We start from the raw sequence: 19,723 nt of genomic DNA, 5'->3' as shown, positions 1-19,723 counted from the left end.
GGCGTCACAACAACAATAAGAACGATCAGGGAGCAAGACCATGCACGCCATTCACCCAGGGCCGGCCTCACGCCGTGCCCTGTTCTCGCCCCACGCGCTCCGTAACGGCGCACTTGAGCCAAGGCACGGTAGCCAGTATTCTTCGCGCCAGCTCAAGTCAACTCAAAAAAAAACAGCGAATGTAAAAGCTGACTGCAAGGCCAACTTATCCCGGCCCCATGTCCGCAGCTATAGTGTGCAAAAAACCTCTGGATTCGACTGCGTTTATCGCAGCCGACGGGGTTTTATTGGCTTTTTAAACACCTTGGCGCAGCTCTTGCTAAAAGCATTAAAGCTGACCGAACAGACGATTTTTGCAGCACCCAAAAAAACGCCAAACCAGAGCGTTTTACCTAAAAAAAAACACAAAACTTTAACTCGGGAGCAACCGAATGAAACGTACCGTCAATAGCCTGATGCTGGCAGGGTCCCTGCTGGCCGGGGGCCAGGCACTTGCTGGCGATCTGCTGCAGTGGCAGAACAACAGCCTGACCTATCTGTGGGGCAAGAACTTCACCGTTAACCCGCAGATCCAGCAAACCGTCACCTTCGAGCATGCCGATGCCTGGAAGTACGGCGACAACTTCTTCTTCCTCGACCGTATTTTTTATAACGGCAAGGAAGACGGCAACGTCGGCCCCAGCACTTACTACGGCGAGTTCAGCCCACGCCTGTCGTTTGGCAAGATTTTCGACACCGACCTGTCATTCGGGCCGATCAAGGATGTGCTGTTGGCGTTTACTTACGAGTTCGGCGAAGGCGACAACGAGTCCTACTTGCTGGGCCCAGGTTTCGACCTGGCGATCCCCGGCTTCGACTACTTCCAGTTGAACTTCTACCAGCGCCAGACCGAAGGCAATCGCCCAGGTGACGGCATCTGGCAGATCACCCCGGCATGGGCCTACACCATCCCGGTGGGCAATTCCAACGTGCTGATCGACGGCTTTATCGACTGGGTCGTGGACAACGACAAGAACGCCCGCGGCACTTACCACGCCAACCTGCACATCAACCCGCAGATCAAATATGACCTGGGCAAGGCGATGAGCTGGGGCGAAAAACAGCTGTATGTCGGTGTTGAATACGACTACTGGAAGAACAAGTACGGAATCCAGGACTCAGGCGCGTTCGAGACCAATCAGGACACGGCGAGTCTGTTGGTCAAGTATCACTTTTGATGGTTCCCCCCTGCAGGAGCGAGCCTACCCGCTCGTGCAGGGGATCAGGTAAGGCCCAGAAACCGCTGCAACTCCTCGCGTTTGGCCAGCGCATCCCGCCTTCCCAACTCAATCAACTCGCTGCAATACCCCGCCTCGAACAGCAAGTAACTGAGCACCCCCGCCCCACTGGTCTTGGTTGCCCCCGGACCACGCAAAAACAGGCGCAACGCTGCCGGCAATTCCTGGCGATGACGGGCGGCGATTTCATCGATGGGCTGGCTCGGCGCGATCACTAGCACTTCCACCGGCGACAGACCGTGGATGGCGCTGTCAGCAGGTTGCAGATGGCTGAAATGGTTCAAGCGCTCCAGTAACTCAATATCGCTTTCCAGACTGTCGATGAACGTGCTGTTGAGCATGTGCCCGCCGATCTGCGCCAGGGTCGGTTCCTGACCGGTGTAACTGCGCTGTAAGGGCTTTTGCGGGTCTGGGCTACGCGGGTTGCCGCTGACGCCCACGACCAGCACCCGAGTCGCTCCCAGGTGCAGCGCTGGGCTGATGGGCGCCGACTGGCGCACGGCGCCATCACCGAAATATTCCTGATCGAGCTTGACCGGCGCAAACAGCAACGGGATGGCCGAACTGGCCAACAGGTGTTCAACGGTCAATTGGGTGGGCAGGCCGATGCGTCGATGACGCAGCCAGGCATCGATGGTGCCGCCGCTCTGATAGAAAGTCACGGCCTGCCCCGACTCGTAACCGAAGGCGGTCACCGCAACAGCGTGCAGTTGTTTGTGACGGATGGCGTGGTCGATGCCTTCCAGTTGCAGTTTATCGAGCAGCAAATCCCGCAGCGGAGAGCTGTCGAGCAGCGCCACCGGCACCTGCGCGCCCAGGCCCAACAGGCTGTGGGTGACGAATCGGCTCGCCTGGCGGATCACCCCAGGCCAGTCGCTGCGCAGTACCAGGTGGCTGCGAAAGCCCTGCCAAAACGCGGTCAACCGCTCCACAGCAGTGTTGAAGTCCATGGCACCGCTGGCCAGGCTGACCGCATTGATCGCCCCCGCCGACGTGCCGACAATCACCGGAAATGGATTGGCTGCACCCGGCGGCAGCAGTTCGGCAATCGCCGCCAGCACACCCACTTGATAGGCCGCTCGCGCCCCGCCGCCGGAAAGAATCAATCCTGTGACCGGTTCCGCTGAACGCATTGCATCACTCCATGGTGCTTAAGGGCTACAAATCAACGGCGGCGCTTTTCGTACAGTTTCGGTTCGCCCGGTGGCCGGCTCTTGAAGCGGCGGTGGGTCCACAGGTATTGCTCGGGGCATTCGCGCACGGAGGCTTCAACCCACTGGTTGATGCGCAGGCAGTCGATTTCGTCGGTTTCGCCAGGGAAGTCGGTCAACGGCGGATGGATCACCAGGCGGTAACCGCTACCATCAGCCAGGCGTTCCTGGGTAAAGGGCACCACCAAGGCCTTGCCCAGGCGGGCGAACTTGCTGGTGGCAGTGACCGTCGCCGCCTGAACGCCGAACAACGGCACAAAGATGCTTTGCTTGGCGCCATAGTCCTGGTCCGGTGCATACCAGATCGCTCGGCCGGCCCGCAGCAGCTTGAGCATGCCGCGCACGTCTTCACGCTCCACGGCCAGGGAATCGAGGTTATGCCGCTCGCGGCCACGGCGCTGGACGAAGTCGAACAACGGGTTGCCGTGTTCGCGGTACATGCCATCAATGGTGTGCTTCTGCCCCAGCAAGGCGGCGCCGATTTCCAGGGTAGTGAAATGCAGGGCCATCAGAATAACGCCCTTGCCTTCAAGCTGGGCCTGCTTGAGGTGTTCCAGGCCTTCGACATGGGCCAGGCGCGCCAGGCGCGGCTTGGGCCACCACCAGCTCATGGCCATCTCGAAGAAGGCTATGCCGGTGGAAGCAAAGTTTTCCTTAAGCAAATGTTTACGCTCTTTGGCGGACTTTTCCGGGAAACACAGCTCCAGGTTTCGCGCGGCAATACGCCGACGTTCACCGGCCACCCGATACATCCCCGCCCCCAGGACGCGGCCAATCCCCAATAAAACCCGATACGGCAACTGCACGATCAGCCACAGCAGACCGAGTCCCAGCCATAACAGCCAAAACCGCGGGTGAAAAAATACAGCTCGAAAACGCGGGCGATCCATTACAGATTCCGGTAAAGACAAGGGCCGCGCATTCTACAACGGTTCGACCCGGCTTGCGGCTTGCGGATGTTCTCGTTATAAGTCTCGACACTTTTCGTGACAAGCCGCTTTAATGCCGACCATGAGCCAAACCGACCCGCTAGACCAAGATCCCGTGTTCCAGCTCAAAGGCAGCATGCTCGCCATTACCGTGCTGGAACTAGCCCGCAATGACCTCGATGCCCTGGACCGCCAGCTCGCCGCCAAGGTCGCCCTGGCGCCGAATTTCTTCAACAACGCCCCGCTGGTGCTGGCCCTGGACAAACTGCCAGCCAGCCAGGGCGCGGTTGACCTGCCTGGATTGATGCGTGTGTGCCGTCAACATGGCCTGCGCACCCTGGCCATTCGTGCCAACCGTATTGAAGACATTGCAGCAGCCATCGCTATTGAACTGCCAGTACTGCCACCGTCCGGTGCCCGCGAGCGCGCGATCGACCCGCGGGAAGGCGACGTGAAGAAAAAACCGGAAAAACCGCCGGAACCGATGATCAAGCCTACAAAGATCATCACCTCCCCCGTACGCGGAGGGCAGCAAATTTACGCCCAGGGCGGTGACCTGGTGGTGATCGCCCCGGTCAGTCCCGGAGCGGAACTTCTCGCCGATGGCAACATCCATGTATACGGCCCCATGCGCGGTCGCGCACTGGCCGGTATCAAAGGTGACACCAAGGCCCGTATTTTTTGCCAGCAATTGACCGCTGAGCTAGTGTCCATCGCAGGCCAGTACAAGGTTTCAGAAGATTTGCGCCGTGATCCGCTGTGGGGGGCCGGGGTACAAATCAGCCTGTCGGGTGATGTGTTGAACATCATTCGTCTTTAACGGATACTGCCGCATTTTCCAAGCATCTCTAAACTCTGATAGCACAGCGAAAACGGCAAAACTTGAGTGGGAATAATCAGCAGGTGGCGTTTACTTCCGGTAAACCGCACCTTTTTCAGCTTATTCCTACACAAACTGTCCGCCTGCAGCGGGTTTCAAGAGATGTTTTTCAGGGGCTAAAAGTCCTTTTTCCTTAGGGGTGAAACACCTTGGCCAAGATTCTCGTGGTTACATCCGGCAAGGGTGGTGTGGGTAAGACCACCACCAGCGCCGCTATTGGTACCGGCCTCGCTCTGCGCGGCCACAAGACAGTCATCGTCGACTTCGACGTCGGTTTGCGTAACCTCGACCTGATCATGGGCTGCGAACGCCGGGTGGTGTATGACTTCGTCAATGTCGTCAACGGCGAAGCGACCCTGAGCCAGGCCCTGATCAAGGACAAGCGCCTTGAGAACCTGTATGTACTGGCCGCCAGCCAGACCCGGGACAAGGAAGCGCTGACCAAGGAAGGCGTGGAAAAAGTCCTGATGGATCTCAAGGAAACCTTTGAGTACGTGGTCTGCGACTCCCCGGCCGGCATCGAGACCGGCGCTCACCTGGCGATGTACTTCGCCGATGAAGCCATCGTCGTGACCAACCCGGAAGTGTCTTCGGTACGTGACTCGGACCGCATGCTGGGCCTGTTGGCCAGCAAATCCCGCCGTGCCGAGAAAGGCGAAGAGCCAATCAAGGAACACTTGCTGCTGACCCGCTACAACCCGGAGCGCGTGAGCAAAGGCGAAATGCTTGGCGTTGAAGACGTCAAGGACATCCTGGCAGTGACCCTGCTGGGCGTCATCCCAGAATCCCAGGCAGTGCTCAAGGCCTCCAACCAGGGCGTCCCGGTAATTCTCGACGACCAGAGCGACGCCGGCCAGGCGTACAGCGATGCCGTCGATCGTTTGCTGGGCAAGACCGTGGAACATCGCTTCCTCGATGTACAGAAGAAGGGATTCTTCGAGCGTATTTTTGGAGGCAACTAAACAATGAAATTTCTTGACTTCTTTCGCGCCAATAAAAAGCCAAGCACCGCGTCGGTAGCGAAAGAGCGTCTACAGATCATCGTGGCGCACGAACGCGGCCAACGCAGCACGCCGGATTACCTGCCAGCCTTGCAGAAGGAACTGGTAGAGGTGATTCGCAAGTACGTCAATATCGGCAACGATGATGTGCATGTCGCTCTGGAAAACGACGGCAGCTGCTCGATTCTGGAACTCAATATCACCCTGCCTGATCGTTGATCGAAAAGGCGGTCGCCACGGCGGCTCGGAAACCTTGACCCCATGCGGGGTCGAGGTGGCCGAGCCGCCGTTGGCATTTGTTACGAGGCTGTTTTAATGCCGCTGTCCAATGTCCATATCCTTCACCAGGACGCCGCTGTCCTAGTGGTGAACAAGCCTACCCTGTTGCTGTCCGTGCCCGGCCGGGCCGACGATAACAAGGACTGCCTGATCACCCGCCTGCAGGAAAACGGCTACCCCGAAGCCCGCATCGTCCATCGACTGGACTGGGAAACCTCGGGAATCATCCTGCTGGCGCGGGATGCCGATACCCACCGTGAACTGTCTCGCCAGTTCCACGACCGCGAAACTGAAAAGACCTACACCGCGCTGTGCTGGGGCCAACCGGAACTGGACAGCGGCAGCATCGACCTGCCGCTGCGCTACGATCCGCCGACCAAGCCCCGGCACGTGGTGGACCATGAGTTCGGCAAGAACGCCCTGACCTTCTGGAAAGTCCTGGAGCGTTGCGGGGACTGGTGCCGGGTGGAACTGACGCCGATTACCGGGCGCTCGCATCAATTGCGAGTGCACATGCTGTCCATCGGGCATCCATTGCTCGGCGATGGCTTGTATGCCCATGAGCAGGCGTTGGCTGCGTGGCCGCGCCTGTGCCTGCATGCCAGTATGTTGAGCTTTACCCATCCGCAAAGCGGCGAGCGCTTGCGCTTTGAGTGCCCTGCACCGTTCTAAAGTCAAAATGAAATCAACTGTAGGAGCTGTCGAGCTTTAGCGAGGCTCGACAGCTCCTACATTGATTTTGCGTTGTCCTTCAAAAAGCAGCTTCGCGCCAAATCCTGGGCCAATACGGTAAACTCGCGCCATTGCTGTCTGGAGTTACTTATGCGCGAAGCGTTGAACCAAGGCCTGATCGACTTCCTCAAGGCCTCCCCTACCCCTTTTCATGCCACTGCCGCCCTCGCCCAGCGCCTGGAAGCAGCTGGTTTCCAGCGCCTTGATGAGCGCGAAACCTGGACCACCGAGGCCAATGGCCGCTACTACGTGACCCGCAACGACTCCTCAATCATCGCCTTCAAGCTTGGCCGCCATTCGCCCCTGCAAGACGGCATCCGCCTGGTTGGCGCCCACACCGACAGCCCGTGCCTGCGGGTCAAGCCACAACCGGAGTTACAACGCCAGGGCTTCTGGCAGTTGGGCGTGGAAGTCTACGGCGGCGCGCTGCTGGCACCGTGGTTCGACCGCGACCTGTCCCTCGCTGGCCGCGTCACCTTCCGCCGGGACGGCAAGGTCGAAAGCCAACTGATCGACTTCAAGTTGCCTATCGCCATCATCCCCAACCTGGCCATTCACCTGAACCGTGAAGCCAACCAGGGCTGGGCGATCAATGCCCAGACCGAGTTGCCGCCAATCCTCGCGCAGTTTGCCGGTGACGAGCGCGTGGATTTCCGCGCCGTGCTCACCGACCAACTGGCCCGCGAGCATGGCCTGAACGCCGACGTGGTCCTCGACTATGAGCTGAGTTTCTACGACACCCAAAGCGCGGCTGTGATCGGCCTGCACGGCGACTTTATCGCCGGCGCGCGGCTGGACAACCTGCTGTCGTGCTACGCCGGCCTGCAAGCCTTGCTGACTGTCGAGACCGAAGAAACCTGCGTGCTGGTGTGTAACGACCACGAAGAAGTTGGCTCTTGCTCCGCCTGCGGTGCCGACGGCCCGATGCTGGAACAGACCCTGCGTCGCCTGCTGCCCGAAGGTGATGAATTCGTACGCACCATCCAGAAGTCGCTGCTGGTTTCCGCCGACAACGCCCACGGCGTACACCCTAACTACGCCGACAAGCACGACGCCAACCACGGCCCAAAACTCAACGCAGGCCCGGTAATCAAGGTCAACAGCAACCAGCGCTACGCCACCAACAGCGAGACCGCCGGGTTCTTCCGCCACTTGTGCATGGCCGAAGAAGTACCGGTGCAAAGCTTTGTGGTGCGCAGCGATATGGGCTGCGGCTCAACCATCGGCCCGATCACGGCCAGTCACCTCGGCGTGCGCACCGTGGACATCGGCCTGCCAACCTTTGCCATGCACTCGATTCGTGAGTTGTGCGGCAGCCATGATTTGGCGCACCTGGTGAAAGTGTTGAGCGCGTTTTACGCGAGTCGCGATTTGCCGTGATCGGATGATGAGGGAGCTTGCTCCCTCCTTTCTGACACACATCAACTCCACTTACCACAAACCCGCCTAGACTTATCTGCATCCCTCTTCGACAAGGCTGTCGCCCGATGATCACTATGCAAGCCTTCCACGCCATGCTTATCCCTATCCTCACGGGCATGATCCTGCTAGCCGTCGGCTTCAACTTCCGCGACAAGAATGTCGGTGTGTTTGGCATGTGGGTCGGCATGCTGCTGATCCTCGGCACCGTGGTTTACAAGATCCTCGCCAAACTCGCCGAATAAACAAATGCACTCGCATTGGGCATAGCCGCCTCGTACACTCGGTCAATCTGTCGTTTTCAAGGTTGACCGCCTCGTGCTTGCCCGTCTGTTTACCCTGCCGTACTGCCTGCTTCTTTGCCTGCTGACCCTATTGCCCATGGCCCCAGCCCAGGCCGTCGGTTTACCGGGCATTCTGGGCGGCACTGCTAAAACCCAACCGCAGGCCGATGTACCGCTGGGGCAGTCCCTGGACGAAGTCATCAAGACCCTGGAAAACGACCAGCAGCGCACCAAGCTGCTGAACGATCTGAAGAAGCTGCGCGAGACCACAAAAAAAGCCCAACCCGCCGTCGAGCAAGGCGTGCTCGGCCTTATTGGCGGCACCCTGGCGAGCCTTGAGCAACAGTTCTCCGGTGCCAACAGCCCGCTGAGCCGCTGGTCCAACGAGGTTAACCAGGCCGAGGATGAACTGGCCGCACTGATGCTGCCGACCAGTGAGTGGCTGCCGATTATCTTTGGCTTTGCCATGATTCTGATGCTCTGGAGCCTGCTGGCCGCCGCGCTGATCTGGCTCAGCTCTCGGGTGCGGATGCGCTTCGGCCTTACCGAAGAACTGCCGCAACACCCCAAGACCTGGGACATGCTGCGCTTTGCCCTGCGCAAGCTGGGTCCGTGGATGATCGCCCTGGTGATCACCGTTTACCTGAGCTACGCGCTGCCGTCGTCCCTGGGTAAATCCCTGGCGATGGTGCTGGCCTACGCCCTGGTGGTGGGCACCTGTTTCTCGGCGATCTGCGTGGTAGCGTTTTCCGTACTGGATGGCCCACACCGCCGTCGGGCACTGTACATCCTGCGCCACCAGGCCTTTCGCCCGCTGTGGCTGATCGGTAGCTTTGCTGCTTTCGGCGAAGCCCTGAGCGACCCGCGCCTGACCGACAGCCTGGGCGCGCACCTGGCCCATACCGCTTCGACCGTCGCCAATGTAATGGCCGCGCTGTCCACCGGCGTGTTCATCCTGCGCTTTCGCCGCCCCATCGCCCACCTGATCCGCAACCAGCCACTGTCCCGGCGCCTGACCCGCCGCGCCCTGAGCGACACCCTCTCAATCATCGGCACCTTCTGGTACCTGCCGGCGCTGCTGCTGGTGGGCATCTCGCTGTTTGCCACCTTCGTCTCCGCGGGCGATACCAGTACCGCGCTGCGCCAATCCTTGCTCTGCACAGTGTTGCTGGTGCTGTGCATGGTGATCAACGGCCTGGTGCGCCGTCATTCACTCAAACCGCAGCGCGGGCACAAACGCCACGCACTGTATTCCGAGCGCCTGAAAAGCTTCGTCTACACCCTCGCCCACCTGCTGGTGTGGCTGGTGTTTATCGAACTGGGCCTGCGGGTCTGGGGCTTATCGCTGATTCGCTTTACCGAAGGCGATGGCCATGAAGTCAGCGTCAAGCTGTTCGGCCTCGCCGGCACACTGTTGTTCGCCTGGCTGATCTGGATCCTCAGCGACACCGCGATCCACCACGCCCTGACCCGCTCGCGCAAAGGCCTGGCTAACGCCCGTGCGCAAACCATGATGCCGTTGATTCGTAACGTGCTGTTCGTGACGATCTTTATCATTGCTGCCATCGTCGCATTGGCGAACATGGGCATGAACGTCACGCCGCTGCTCGCCGGTGCCGGCGTGATCGGCCTGGCCATCGGTTTCGGCGCGCAGTCCCTGGTGGCAGACTTGATCACCGGCCTGTTCATCATCATCGAAGACTCCCTGGCCATTGATGACTACGTCGACGTCGGTGGCCACCTCGGCACCGTCGAAGGCCTGACTATCCGCACCGTGCGCCTGCGGGATATCGATGGCATCGTCCACACCATCCCGTTCAGTGAAATCAAAAGCATCAAGAATTACTCCCGAGAGTTCGGTTACGCGATCTTCCGGGTGGCCATTCCGTACAACATGGAAATCGACGACGCCATCAAGCTGATGCGCGATGTTGGCCAGAAAATGCGCAACGACCCGCTGCAGCGGCGCAACATCTGGTCGCCACTGGAGATCCAGGGGGTGGAAAGTTTCGAGTCCGGCAGCGCGATTCTTCGCGCACGCTTCAAGACCGCGCCCATCAAGCAGTGGGAAGTGTCGCGGGCATTCAACCTGTCCCTCAAGCGGCATCTGGACGAAGCCGGGCTGGACCTGGCGACACCGCGCTTGAGTGTGCAGGTGGTGACGGCGGCGGGTGGGGCCCAGGAGAAAGAGTAAGCGCCACCAGACGGCCGCAGACCAACAACAATAACCATGGAGAAGTCCCTATGCGCTTAACCGGTTTTAGACATCAATGGGTATTCGGCCTGCTCTGTGGCGTCGCCAGCAGTGCGGTGATTGCCGCCAGCAGCGGCCAGGACAGCGCCCGGGAAGAAATCGCCGCCCAAGCGAAAATTCTCGAGCCCGCCCTGCTGGAAACCCGGCGCGACATCCACGCCCATCCTGAACTGGGCAACACCGAAAAACGCACCGCCGAGCTTGTGGCCAAGCAACTGCGGGAGATGGGGTTGGAAGTGAAAACCGGCGTTGCCCGCACCGGCGTGGTCGCCATCCTCAAAGGCGCCCTGCCCGGCCCGACCGTCGCCCTGCGTGCCGACATGGACGCGCTGCCGGTCAAGGAAGTCTCCGACCTGCCCTTCGCCTCGAAAGCCAAAGGCGTGTACCTGGACAAGGAAGTCGACGTGATGCACGCCTGTGGCCACGACGCCCACACCGCGATCTTGCTGAGCACGGCGAAAATTCTCACCGGCATGCGCGACCGCCTGCCCGGCACCGTGGTGTTCTACTTCCAGCCTGCTGAAGAAGGCCCGAGCGACTTCATCCCCGACGGCAAAAACACCTGGGGCGCGAAAATGATGGTGCAAGAAGGCGTGATGAAATCACCCAAGCCAGACGCGGTATTCGGCCTGCATGTGTGGGCAGGCGTTCCCGCCGGTCGCATCGCCTATCGCCCGGGCCCGACCCTGGCCAGCTCTGACGACCTGCGCATCAAGATCCTCGGCAAACAGACCCACGCCGGACGACCATGGGACGGTATCGACCCGATCACCGTGGGCGCGCAAGCCATTGTCGGCCTGCAAACGGTGGTCAGCCGACGTACCGATATATCTTCATTTCCGTCGGTGGTGAGCATCGGTACGATCAATGGCGGCACCCGCTATAACATCATCCCCGAGTCCGTGGAGATGAGCGGCACCATTCGTTCCTACGACTATGGCATCCGCCAGAAACTGCATGCCGATGTGCGCCAGACCGTGGAGAAGATTGCTGAAAGTGGCGGCGCCAAGGCTGAGGTGACGATCATTGAGAAGTACGATCCTACCATCAACAACCCGGCGCTGACGGAGAAGATGCTGCCGAGCCTGCGCTGGGCGGCCAACGGTGATGTGGTCCAGGGGCCGCTGGTAGGCGGGGCCGAGGACTTTTCCTTTTATGCCAAGGAGGCGCCGGGGTTGTTTGTGTTCCTCGGGGTGACGCCGCGGGATCAGGATATGAGCAAGGCGGCGCCGAATCATAATCCGGGGTTCTTTGTGGATGAATCAGCGTTGGTGGTGGGGGTGAGGACGCTGGCTTCACTGGCTACGGATTATCTGTATGAGAATGCGCGGCCTTGAGGGGTGGGGGATTTTGCGGGGACATATCCGTTGCTGCGGTAACGGCTGCTTAGGGTTACGCCCTTACGGCGTGTCACTTTGCAAAAGCGGCAAAGTAACCAAAGCGCTCTTGCCCCCACCACTTGGTGCCTCGCTTAGGCTCGGCATGCCTTCACTCCGGCATTGCTCCGTGGGCCGCCGCGATGGCCATCCTTGGCCCAGCGCGGCTAAACCGGCGTCCTGCCGGTTTACCCACGGATCAATGCCTGCGTTCAGCCATCGTGGTTAACGGGGCGCCTAAGATCAAGATCAAAAGCACGGCGGCCTGGTAGCCGACCTGAGTGGTGAGGAGCAAGAGCGGATTCACTGCCACCTGGAGCTAGCTTGCTCCGGACGGCGTTCCGACGATGGTGGTTAACGATGACGCTGGTTTCCTGAATCACCGCGGTGCTCTCAGGTTCTTCGCGAGCAAGAACTAGGCGTCCCTCGCGCCTACAGAAAAGCGGATGGCGCTGGCTCTTGATCTGCCTACCCATAAAACCGGAGTGAGGGCACGCCGAGCCTAGGCGAGGCAAGGCGCCGATAGGTAGGGTAGAAGCGTTTTGGCTACTTTCGTCAGGGCCGGCACTCCGGCTTTTCGAAAGTGACACGCCGTAAGGTCGTAACCCTAGGTGGCCGTTACCGCAGCAACAGATATGTATCCCCCCGGACGACCGCAAACTCCAGGCCAGCGCTCAAACCACATCCACCCCAACATGAATCGCATCATGGCGCCAAAATTCAAGGTCACAGTCGATCAACCGCTCATGCTGATCGTAATTGACCCGAGCAATCCGCAAGCCCGGACTCCCAACAGAAACCCGTAAAGCAGCCGCAGCTTCAACCTGCAAAGACGTGGGAACAATCTCAAAGCGCACCCGCCCGTAGTGCAAGTCATAATCGCGCGCATACAACTCAGTCATCGACTCATTCAAATCACACTCCAGAATCCCCGGAAAATATTGCGGGTTGAGGTAGTGCTCGACATACAACACCAACCGCCCATCAATCCTGCGTCCCCGGCAAATCTGAATCACGCTGGACAACGCCGGCAGCTGCAACCACGCACACACCGCCGCCGAAGCCGGTTGCAGGCGCGCCGAAATCACTTCAGTGGAAGGCACCCGGCCCTGGGCGCTGACCATGGCGTGAAAGTGGCTACGCTGCATCAGGTTGTACGCAAGCCTGGGCGGCGAGACGAACCAGCCCCGGCGCTCCTCGCGATAAATCTGCCCCTGGGCCTCAAGTTGTAACAAGGCTTCCCGCACGGTAATCCGGGTGGTACCAAACAACTCGCTGAGTTTGCGCTCGGCGGGCAGTTTGCTGGCGGGCGGCAGCAGACCGTGGTCGATCTGCTCTTGCAGCGCCAGGCCAATGGTCGTCACCGCTTTGGTTGCCTCATCACGCATCAACGTTACCTATCTGGACTAGACCAGCACTGTCTGGGTGCAAAAGCATCCCTGAAATTCGTCGCTGTCACTGCAAGCAAGCCTAGGCATTGCACATGACCGACAGATGACAGCGCCTTGCGACGTTCCTCCCCAAGACCTGCAATACATCGGCCAAGTCCAAGGCTTCCGGGCACTTGGGCATGGTCTACGCTTACCCGGAAACCGCCTATGCTAGGCAGCAAAAAACGACACAGACATGAAACTGTCATCCACCGGGCCTAAATTGGCTCAGGTATTGCTGACCTAGACCAACACCACCGCAAACGTCGATAAAAACGCAGCGTTGAAAACGCCCAAAGGAGCTTCGGATGAAACAGCTTTTCCTGGCATCACTGTTAGGCTCGACCATTGCCATGTGCACCGCCGCCATGGCTGCTGATACCGATTTGAAAACCCTTGAAGCCGCCGCGAGAGCGGAAGGTGCAATCAACAGCGTCGGCATGCCCGATGACTGGGCCAACTGGAAGGGCACCTGGGAAGACCTGGCCAAGACCTACGGCCTCAAGCACATCGACACCGACATGAGTTCGGCCCAGGAAGTTGCCAAGTTTGCTGCGGAAAAAGACAACGCCAGCGCCGACATCGGCGACGTCGGTGCGGCCTTCGGTCCGATTGCGGTGAAACAAGGCGTCACCCAGCCGTACAAGCCGAGCACCTGGGACAAGGTTCCGGATTGGGCGAAAGACAAGGACGGCAACTGGGCGCTGGCCTACACCGGCACCATCGCTTTCATTGTCAATAAAAAACTGTTGCACGGCTCCGACGTACCTACCAGCTGGGCCGACCTGAAGACCGGCAAATACAAGGTCTCCATCGGTGATGTTAGCACTGCGGCCCAGGCTGCCAACGGCGTACTGGCAGCAGCCATCGCCTTCAAAGGTGACGAAAAGAACATCCAGCCGGCACTGCTGATGTTTGCCGATATCGCCAAGCAAGGTCGCCTGTCGCTGGCCAACCCGACCATCGCCACCATGGAAAAAGGTGAAGTGGAAGTGGGCGTGGTCTGGGACTTCAACGGCCTGAGCTACAAGGCCAAGATGGCCAATCCGGATGACTACGTGGTGCTGATCCCTTCCGATGGTTCGGTGAAATCGGGCTACACCACCATCATCAACAAATACGCCAAACACCCGAACGCCGCCAAACTGACCCGCGAATACATTTTCAGCGATGCCGGCCAACTCAATCTGGCGCGCGGCAACGCCCGCCCGATTCGTGCTGAAACAGACCTGAAACTGCCTGCCGACATTGCCAAGAACCTGATCCCTTCCGAGCAATACACCGCCGCCAACCCACAACCGATCAAGGATGCCGACGCTTGGGAGAAAACCTCCAAGGCACTGCCGCAGAAGTGGCAGGAAGAAGTCATCATCAATATGCAATAAGGCTTGCCCTGGAACTCGGTCAGTGCGGGAGCAGGCTTGCCTGCTCCCACATTTGATCCAGTTCCTGCAGCCAAACCTAATCAAGCCCATCTGTCGCGGAGTCCCAGCCCCTATGAAGCACAACGTCATCCTTGTCGTGCTCGACGGCCTGAACTACGAGGTTGCCCGGCATGCCATGGGGCACCTTCAGGCTTATATCGGCGCAGGACGCGCAGCACTCTACAAACTGGAATGTGAACTGCCGGCCCTGTCGCGGCCGCTGTACGAATGCATCCTCACCGGCGTGCCACCGATTGAAAGCGGCATCGTCCACAACAACGTCTCGCGCCTGTCCAACCAGCGCAGCATCTTTCATTACGCCACCGACGCGGGCCTGACCACAGCGGCGGCGGCTTACCACTGGGTCAGCGAGTTGTATAACCGCTCGCCGTTCAACGCCGCACGGGATCGGCATACCGACGACAAGACCCTGGCGATCCAGCACGGGCACTTCTACTGGAGTGACCACTACCCCGATTCCCACCTGTTTGCCGACGCTGAGCATCTGCGTCTCAAACATGCACCGAACTTCCTGGTGGTGCACCCGATGAACATCGACGATGCCGGCCACAAGCACGGCCTCGACACCCCGCAATACCGCAACAGTGCGCGCTCGGCCGACATTATCCTCGCCGACTACCTGCAAGGCTGGCTCGATGCCGGTTACCAGGTGCTGGTGACCGCCGACCACGGCATGAACAACGACCGCTCCCACAACGGCCTGTTGCCCGAAGAGCGCGAAGTACCGCTGTTTGTCCTGGGCGATGCGTTCAGTCTCGATCCCCAGGCCCGCCCCAAACAAACCGAACTGTGCGGTACCGTCTGCGCTCTGCTCGGCGTTGCCCATGACAAACCTGTGTGCCGGGAGCTGTTGACGTGAGTTCAGTGATCCGTGGCAAGTGGCTGGCTGCCTTGTGTCTGGTGCCCTTTGCCATTGTCTTTATTGTGTTCCAGATCGCGCCGCTGTTCTGGGTGCTGGTCAACAGCTTGCAATCGGAAGAATTCGGCTGGGGCCTGGCCAACTTCACCAAGATCTTCAGTTCGAAGTTCTACCTGCAGGCAATCCAGTACAGCCTGGAGATCAGTTTCTACTCCAGCGTATTCGGCATCATCATCGCCGTGCTGGGCAGTTACTCGTTGCGGCGGGTGGATGGGCCGCTGCGCAACTTCGTCACCGCCTTCGCCAATATGACCAGCAACTTCGCCGGCGTGCCCCTGGCCTTTGCCTTCATCATCCTGCTGGGGTTCAACGGCAGCATCACCATCATGCTCAAGCAGGCCGGGATCATTCAGGACTTCAACCTGTACTCCAAGACCGGGCTGATCATTCTCTACACCTACTTCCAGATCCCCCTCGGCGTGTTGCTGCTCTACCCCGCCTTCGACGCCCTGCGCGAAGACTGGCGCGAGTCCGCGGCGTTGCTGGGGGCCAACGGCTGGCAGTTCTGGCGGCATATCGGCTTGCCGGTGCTGGCGCCGGCGCTGCTGGGCACCTTCGTGATCCTGCTGGCCAACGCCCTGGGCGCCTACGCCACGGTCTATGCGCTGACCACCGGCAATTTCAACGTGCTGCCGATCCGTATTGCGGCGATGGTTTCCGGCGATATCTCCCTGGACCCGAACATGGCCAGCGCACTGGCTGTAGTGCTGGTGGCGCTGATGACCGTGGTCACGGTGGTGCACCAACTGCTGCTCAAGAGGAGCTACCATGTCTCGCGCTGAAGCCGGGTCGGCCGCCCTCTACCATCGGGTAGTGGTCTATCTACTGTTTGCAATCCTGGTACTGCCGCTGCTCGGCACCCTGGTGTATTCCATCTCCAGCAGTTGGTCGGCGACCATCCTGCCCTCAGGCTTTACCTTCAAATGGTATTTGCAGCTGTGGAGCGACCCGCGCTTTCTCAATGCCTTTGGCCAATCGCTGCTGGTGTGTGTTGGCGCGCTGATCCTGTCGGTGGTGCTGATCCTGCCGTTGCTGTTCGTGGTGCATTACCACTTTCCCCGGCTCGACGCGCTGATGAACATCCTGATCCTGCTCCCCTTCGCGGTGCCGCCGGTGGTGTCGTCGGTGGGGCTGTTGCAGCTGTATGGCTCCGGGCCGTTTGCCATGGTCGGCACGCCGTGGATTCTGGTCGGCTGCTACTTCACCGTGGCGTTGCCATTCATGTACCGGGCGATCACCAATAACCTGCAGGCCATCAACCTTCGAGACTTGATGGATGCCGCGCAACTGCTCGGTGCCAGCACCTGGCAGGCGGCGTTCCTGGTGGTGCTGCCGAACCTGCGCAAGGGCTTGATGGTGGCGCTGCTGCTGTCGTTCTCGTTCCTGTTCGGCGAATTCGTCTTCGCCAACATTCTGGTGGGCACCCGCTACGAAACCCTGCAGGTGTACCTCAACAACATGCGTAACGGCAGCGGCCATTTCACCAGCGCTCTGGTGATCTCCTATTTCTTCTTCGTGCTGCTGCTGACCTGGGCCGCCAACATCTTGAACAAGGACAAAAGCCAATGAGCTTCGTCAGCGTCCAGCATCTGCAAAAAGGCTATTCCGGGACCCCAGTATTCAGCGACATCAATTGCGAAATCGCCAAGGGCGAGTTCGTCACGCTGCTCGGCCCCTCAGGTTGCGGCAAGTCCACGCTGCTGCGTTGCATCGCCGGCCTGACGTCGGTAGACAGTGGGCAAATTCTTCTGGACGGCCAGGACATCGTCCCGTTGAGCCCGCAGAAGCGTCATATCGGCATGGTGTTCCAGAGCTACGCGCTGTTCCCCAACATGACGGTGGAACAAAACGTCGCCTTCGGCCTGCGTATGCAAAAGGTCAACGCTGACGACAGCCACAAACGTGTGCAGGAAGTGCTGCAATTGGTGGAACTGAAAGACCTCGCCGGCCGCTATCCGCACCAGATGTCCGGCGGCCAGTGCCAGCGCGTAGCCCTGGCCCGTTCGCTGGTCACTCGCCCGCGCCTGCTGTTGCTGGATGAACCGCTGTCGGCCCTCGATGCGCGGATTCGCAAACATTTGCGCGAGCAGATCCGCCAGATCCAGCGCGAATTGGGACTGACGACGATTTTCGTGACTCATGATCAGGAAGAAGCCTTGGTCATGTCCGACCGCATCTTCCTGATGAACCAGGGCAAGATCGTCCAGAGCGGCGATGCCGAAACCCTCTACACCGCGCCGGTTGACGTGTTCGCCGCCGGCTTTATCGGCAACTACAACCTGCTGGACGCCGACAAGGCCAGCAAGCTCTTGCAGCGGCCCATCGCTGGGCGCATCGCCATTCGCCCGGAAGCCATTGAGCTAAGCCGCAGTGGTGAACTCGACGCTCTAGTGCGCAGCCATAGCCTGTTGGGCAACGTGATCCGCTATCGCGTCGAAGCCCGAGGCGTGGAACTGGTGGTGGACGTGCTCAACCGTTCGGCAGACGACTTGCACCCTGACGGAGTACGCTTGGCACTCTCCATCGATCCCAGCGCTCTATGTGAGGTAGCCTGAGGGATTGAGGATTCGGACGATTTGAGGAAGAAAGACTGATGGCTTTGGTAATTTTTGATCTGGACGACACCCTGATCCACGGCGACTGCGCGACCCTTTGGAGCGAGCAGATGGGCCGGCTGGGTTGGGTCGACCCGGAATCGTTCATGCGCAAGAACAACGAACTGATGGACGCCTACAGCAAGGGCGAGTTGGCCATGGAGGTCTTCATGGACTTCAGCCTGGAGCCGATGATTGGCCGCACCCCGGAAGAAATCGAGCATTTGGTTGAGCCGTGGGTGGAAGACATCATCGAGCCGCTGATCTACAGCGATGCCACCAAGACCATCGCCCAACACCGCAAGAACGGCGACCGTATCCTGGTGATTTCAGCCTCGGGTACCCATCTGGTCACGCCGATTGCGGCGCGTATCGGCATTGATGAAGTGCTGGGAATTGAGCTGGAAGTCAAACATGGCGTGTACAGCGGCAATACGGTGGGTGTACTGACCTACCGCGAAGGCAAGATCACCCGCTTGCTGGAGTGGCTGGATAAGGAAGGCGAGAGCCTGGAAGGCGCGTCCTTCTATTCCGACTCGCGTAATGATTTGCCGTTGTTGCTCAAGGTGGATCACCCGCAGGTGGTGAATCCAGACCCGGTGTTACGTGAGCATGCTGTAAAGGCCGGTTGGCCGATTCATCACTGGATCTGAAACCCCCTGTGGCGAGGGGGCTTGCCCCCTTGCCACAATAATTCCGGCTCCCGATTAGTGGGTCAGTTCAAGGTTTCGTCGATCACCAACACCAATTTCCCGGAAATCTGGTTGGTCGCCAATTCGGCAAACGCCCCTTCGGCATCCTTGATCGGAAATGTCTTGGCCAGTTGCGGGCTCAAGCGCCCCTCGGCAAACAGCGGCCAGACATGCTGGCTCAAATCGCTGAACAAATCGGCCTTGAACTGATCATCACGACTGCGCAAAGTCGACCCCAGCACTTGCACACGCTTGGCCAGCACCTGGGCCAGGTCCAGCTGGGCCTCGCGACCGCCCATCAGGCCAATCAGCACCCAACGACCGTCGCGAGCCAGTAGCTTGAGGTTCAGCGCAGCGTAGTTACCGCCCACCGGATCAAGGATGACGTCGAACGGGCCGAAGTCATTGAGGCTCTCGATACCATCAGTACGTACCACACCGCCCTGGGCGCCCAGGCCCTCACAATACGCCAGACGCTCTGCCGAGCCTACGCTGACCCAGCACGGGCTGCCAAAGGCCTTGCACAGCTGGATCGCCGCCGAACCCACGCCACTGGCGCCAGCATGCAACAGCACCTTTTCACCAGGCTTGAGCGCCGCCAATTGGAACAGATTGAGCCAGGCGGTGCTGTACACCTCCGGCAACGCCGCCGCTTCGATCAACGACAAACCTTGCGGCACAGGCAGCACATGCCGCGCGTCGACCACCACTTCCTCGGCCATGCCGCCACCGGCCAACAGCGCGCAAACCCGCTCACCGACCTGCCAGGACGAGCCGGCACCGACTTCGCTGATCACCCCGGAACACTCCAGGCCCAGCACTTGGCTGGCGCCGGGCGGTGGCGGATAAAGCCCCGACCGTTGTAATAAATCGGCCCGATTTAATCCAGCAGCTGCCACGCGAATGCGCACTTGCCCTACATCGCACGTAGGACTTGGTTCTTCAAGCCACTCCACATGACCGTCAACGCCTTGCAATGCTTTCACAGTGCCTCCATAGTG

The 19,723-nt window shown here is 59.7% G+C and carries 20 protein-coding genes; 16 read left to right on the top strand and 4 right to left on the bottom strand.

Annotation, left to right across the window (positions count from 1 at the left end; translation table 11 throughout):
* The first annotated feature begins 40 nt into the window (after positions 1–40).
* Entirely contained in the window at positions 41–451 is a 411-nt protein-coding gene (locus tag FQ182_RS10265; RefSeq protein WP_149411526.1) for a hypothetical protein, read from the top strand.
* Positions 432–1,217: an outer membrane protein OmpK gene (locus FQ182_RS10260; RefSeq protein WP_149411525.1), complete on the top strand. Its 786-nt coding sequence runs from the start codon at positions 432–434 to the stop codon at positions 1,215–1,217. Before FQ182_RS10265 ends, FQ182_RS10260 begins: the two co-directional genes overlap by 20 nt.
* Positions 1,218–1,261: 44 nt before the next feature.
* Here FQ182_RS10260 and FQ182_RS10255 read toward each other — a convergent pair whose 3' ends face one another.
* Entirely contained in the window at positions 1,262–2,410 is a 1,149-nt protein-coding gene (locus tag FQ182_RS10255) for a patatin-like phospholipase family protein (protein ID WP_149411524.1), read from the bottom strand.
* A 32-nt stretch (positions 2,411–2,442) separates the two neighbouring features.
* Positions 2,443–3,378 carry a lipid A biosynthesis lauroyl acyltransferase gene (locus FQ182_RS10250; RefSeq protein WP_149411523.1) on the bottom strand — a complete coding sequence of 312 codons (936 nt, stop codon included), beginning with the start codon at positions 3,376–3,378 and terminating at the stop codon, positions 2,443–2,445.
* A 121-nt stretch (positions 3,379–3,499) separates the two neighbouring features.
* Here FQ182_RS10250 and minC point away from each other — a divergent pair, with 121 nt between their 5' ends.
* From minC to FQ182_RS10215, 8 genes are all read left to right on the top strand, one after another.
* Entirely contained in the window at positions 3,500–4,237 is a 738-nt protein-coding gene (gene minC, locus FQ182_RS10245) for a septum site-determining protein MinC (RefSeq protein ID WP_149411522.1), read from the top strand.
* A gap of 209 nt (positions 4,238–4,446) precedes the next feature.
* Positions 4,447–5,259, top strand: coding sequence for a septum site-determining protein MinD (gene minD, locus FQ182_RS10240; RefSeq protein WP_133098984.1), 813 nt, complete (start codon positions 4,447–4,449; stop codon positions 5,257–5,259).
* Between the two features lie 3 nt (positions 5,260–5,262).
* On the top strand, positions 5,263–5,517 hold the full coding sequence (gene minE / locus FQ182_RS10235; RefSeq protein WP_003175252.1) for a cell division topological specificity factor MinE: 255 nt from the start codon (positions 5,263–5,265) through the stop codon (positions 5,515–5,517).
* A gap of 96 nt (positions 5,518–5,613) precedes the next feature.
* On the top strand, positions 5,614–6,249 hold the full coding sequence (locus tag FQ182_RS10230; protein WP_133098985.1) for an RluA family pseudouridine synthase: 636 nt from the start codon (positions 5,614–5,616) through the stop codon (positions 6,247–6,249).
* Positions 6,250–6,399: 150 nt separating this feature from the next.
* A complete protein-coding gene (locus FQ182_RS10225) occupies positions 6,400–7,689 on the top strand; it encodes a M18 family aminopeptidase (protein ID WP_149411521.1) in 1,290 nt (429 codons plus the stop codon).
* Between the two features lie 107 nt (positions 7,690–7,796).
* Positions 7,797–7,973, top strand: a complete 177-nt coding sequence (locus FQ182_RS29720; RefSeq protein WP_178114425.1) for a hypothetical protein — start codon at positions 7,797–7,799, stop codon at positions 7,971–7,973.
* Between the two features lie 73 nt (positions 7,974–8,046).
* Complete coding sequence (locus tag FQ182_RS10220; protein ID WP_149411520.1) at positions 8,047–10,206, top strand: mechanosensitive ion channel family protein; 2,160 nt, start codon at positions 8,047–8,049, stop codon at positions 10,204–10,206.
* 50 nt (positions 10,207–10,256) lie between these two features.
* Positions 10,257–11,603, top strand: a complete 1,347-nt coding sequence (locus FQ182_RS10215) for an amidohydrolase (RefSeq protein WP_149411519.1) — start codon at positions 10,257–10,259, stop codon at positions 11,601–11,603.
* A gap of 713 nt (positions 11,604–12,316) precedes the next feature.
* Here FQ182_RS10215 and FQ182_RS10210 read toward each other — a convergent pair.
* On the bottom strand, positions 12,317–13,030 hold the full coding sequence (locus FQ182_RS10210; protein ID WP_133098989.1) for a UTRA domain-containing protein: 714 nt from the start codon (positions 13,028–13,030) through the stop codon (positions 12,317–12,319).
* 350 nt (positions 13,031–13,380) lie between these two features.
* On the opposite strand from FQ182_RS10210, the gene FQ182_RS10205 reads away from it, so the two are divergent.
* From FQ182_RS10205 to FQ182_RS10180, 6 genes are all read left to right on the top strand, one after another.
* On the top strand, positions 13,381–14,457 hold the full coding sequence (locus FQ182_RS10205; protein WP_133098990.1) for an ABC transporter substrate-binding protein: 1,077 nt from the start codon (positions 13,381–13,383) through the stop codon (positions 14,455–14,457).
* A 112-nt stretch (positions 14,458–14,569) separates the two neighbouring features.
* Positions 14,570–15,376, top strand: coding sequence for an alkaline phosphatase family protein (locus FQ182_RS10200; RefSeq protein ID WP_149411518.1), 807 nt, complete (start codon positions 14,570–14,572; stop codon positions 15,374–15,376).
* On the top strand, positions 15,373–16,218 hold the full coding sequence (locus tag FQ182_RS10195; protein WP_149411517.1) for an ABC transporter permease subunit: 846 nt from the start codon (positions 15,373–15,375) through the stop codon (positions 16,216–16,218). Before FQ182_RS10200 ends, FQ182_RS10195 begins: the two co-directional genes overlap by 4 nt.
* Positions 16,205–17,005 (top strand): ABC transporter permease, encoded by an 801-nt coding sequence (locus FQ182_RS10190; protein WP_149411516.1) that lies wholly within the window; start codon positions 16,205–16,207, stop codon positions 17,003–17,005. Before FQ182_RS10195 ends, FQ182_RS10190 begins: the two co-directional genes overlap by 14 nt.
* The gene (locus FQ182_RS10185) at positions 17,002–17,991 is read left to right on the top strand and encodes an ABC transporter ATP-binding protein (protein WP_149411515.1); all 990 of its coding nucleotides are present in this window, start codon (positions 17,002–17,004) and stop codon (positions 17,989–17,991) included. The genes FQ182_RS10190 and FQ182_RS10185 overlap by 4 nt, the downstream gene beginning before the upstream one ends.
* A 38-nt stretch (positions 17,992–18,029) precedes the next feature.
* Positions 18,030–18,683: an HAD family phosphatase gene (locus FQ182_RS10180; protein ID WP_149411514.1), complete on the top strand. Its 654-nt coding sequence runs from the start codon at positions 18,030–18,032 to the stop codon at positions 18,681–18,683.
* Between the two features lie 62 nt (positions 18,684–18,745).
* Here FQ182_RS10180 and FQ182_RS10175 read toward each other — a convergent pair whose 3' ends face one another.
* A complete protein-coding gene (locus FQ182_RS10175; RefSeq protein WP_149411513.1) occupies positions 18,746–19,708 on the bottom strand; it encodes a zinc-binding dehydrogenase in 963 nt (320 codons plus the stop codon).
* Positions 19,709–19,723: the final 15 nt, after the last annotated feature.

Source organism: Pseudomonas sp. ANT_H4, from assembly GCF_008369295.1.
Taxonomy (GTDB): domain Bacteria; phylum Pseudomonadota; class Gammaproteobacteria; order Pseudomonadales; family Pseudomonadaceae; genus Aquipseudomonas.
This window is presented reverse-complemented; position numbering and strand designations above follow the sequence as displayed.

What these genes read in the sequence shown, in the direction of transcription:
- FQ182_RS10190 (WP_149411516.1), top strand. Translation starts at nt 16,205, where the DNA reads ATGTCTCGCGCTGAAGCCGGGTCGGCCGCCCTCTACCATCGGGTAGTG.
- FQ182_RS10250 (WP_149411523.1), bottom strand. Translation starts at nt 3,378, where the DNA reads ATGGATCGCCCGCGTTTTCGAGCTGTATTTTTTCACCCGCGGTTTTGG.
- FQ182_RS10185 (WP_149411515.1), top strand. Translation starts at nt 17,002, where the DNA reads ATGAGCTTCGTCAGCGTCCAGCATCTGCAAAAAGGCTATTCCGGGACC.
- FQ182_RS10205 (WP_133098990.1), top strand. Translation starts at nt 13,381, where the DNA reads ATGAAACAGCTTTTCCTGGCATCACTGTTAGGCTCGACCATTGCCATG.
- FQ182_RS10200 (WP_149411518.1), top strand. Translation starts at nt 14,570, where the DNA reads ATGAAGCACAACGTCATCCTTGTCGTGCTCGACGGCCTGAACTACGAG.
- minC (WP_149411522.1), top strand. Translation starts at nt 3,500, where the DNA reads ATGAGCCAAACCGACCCGCTAGACCAAGATCCCGTGTTCCAGCTCAAA.
- FQ182_RS10260 (WP_149411525.1), top strand. Translation starts at nt 432, where the DNA reads ATGAAACGTACCGTCAATAGCCTGATGCTGGCAGGGTCCCTGCTGGCC.
- FQ182_RS10230 (WP_133098985.1), top strand. Translation starts at nt 5,614, where the DNA reads ATGCCGCTGTCCAATGTCCATATCCTTCACCAGGACGCCGCTGTCCTA.
- FQ182_RS10265 (WP_149411526.1), top strand. Translation starts at nt 41, where the DNA reads ATGCACGCCATTCACCCAGGGCCGGCCTCACGCCGTGCCCTGTTCTCG.
- FQ182_RS29720 (WP_178114425.1), top strand. Translation starts at nt 7,797, where the DNA reads ATGATCACTATGCAAGCCTTCCACGCCATGCTTATCCCTATCCTCACG.
- FQ182_RS10210 (WP_133098989.1), bottom strand. Translation starts at nt 13,030, where the DNA reads ATGCGTGATGAGGCAACCAAAGCGGTGACGACCATTGGCCTGGCGCTG.
- FQ182_RS10215 (WP_149411519.1), top strand. Translation starts at nt 10,257, where the DNA reads ATGCGCTTAACCGGTTTTAGACATCAATGGGTATTCGGCCTGCTCTGT.
- FQ182_RS10225 (WP_149411521.1), top strand. Translation starts at nt 6,400, where the DNA reads ATGCGCGAAGCGTTGAACCAAGGCCTGATCGACTTCCTCAAGGCCTCC.
- minE (WP_003175252.1), top strand. Translation starts at nt 5,263, where the DNA reads ATGAAATTTCTTGACTTCTTTCGCGCCAATAAAAAGCCAAGCACCGCG.
- FQ182_RS10180 (WP_149411514.1), top strand. Translation starts at nt 18,030, where the DNA reads ATGGCTTTGGTAATTTTTGATCTGGACGACACCCTGATCCACGGCGAC.
- FQ182_RS10255 (WP_149411524.1), bottom strand. Translation starts at nt 2,410, where the DNA reads ATGCGTTCAGCGGAACCGGTCACAGGATTGATTCTTTCCGGCGGCGGG.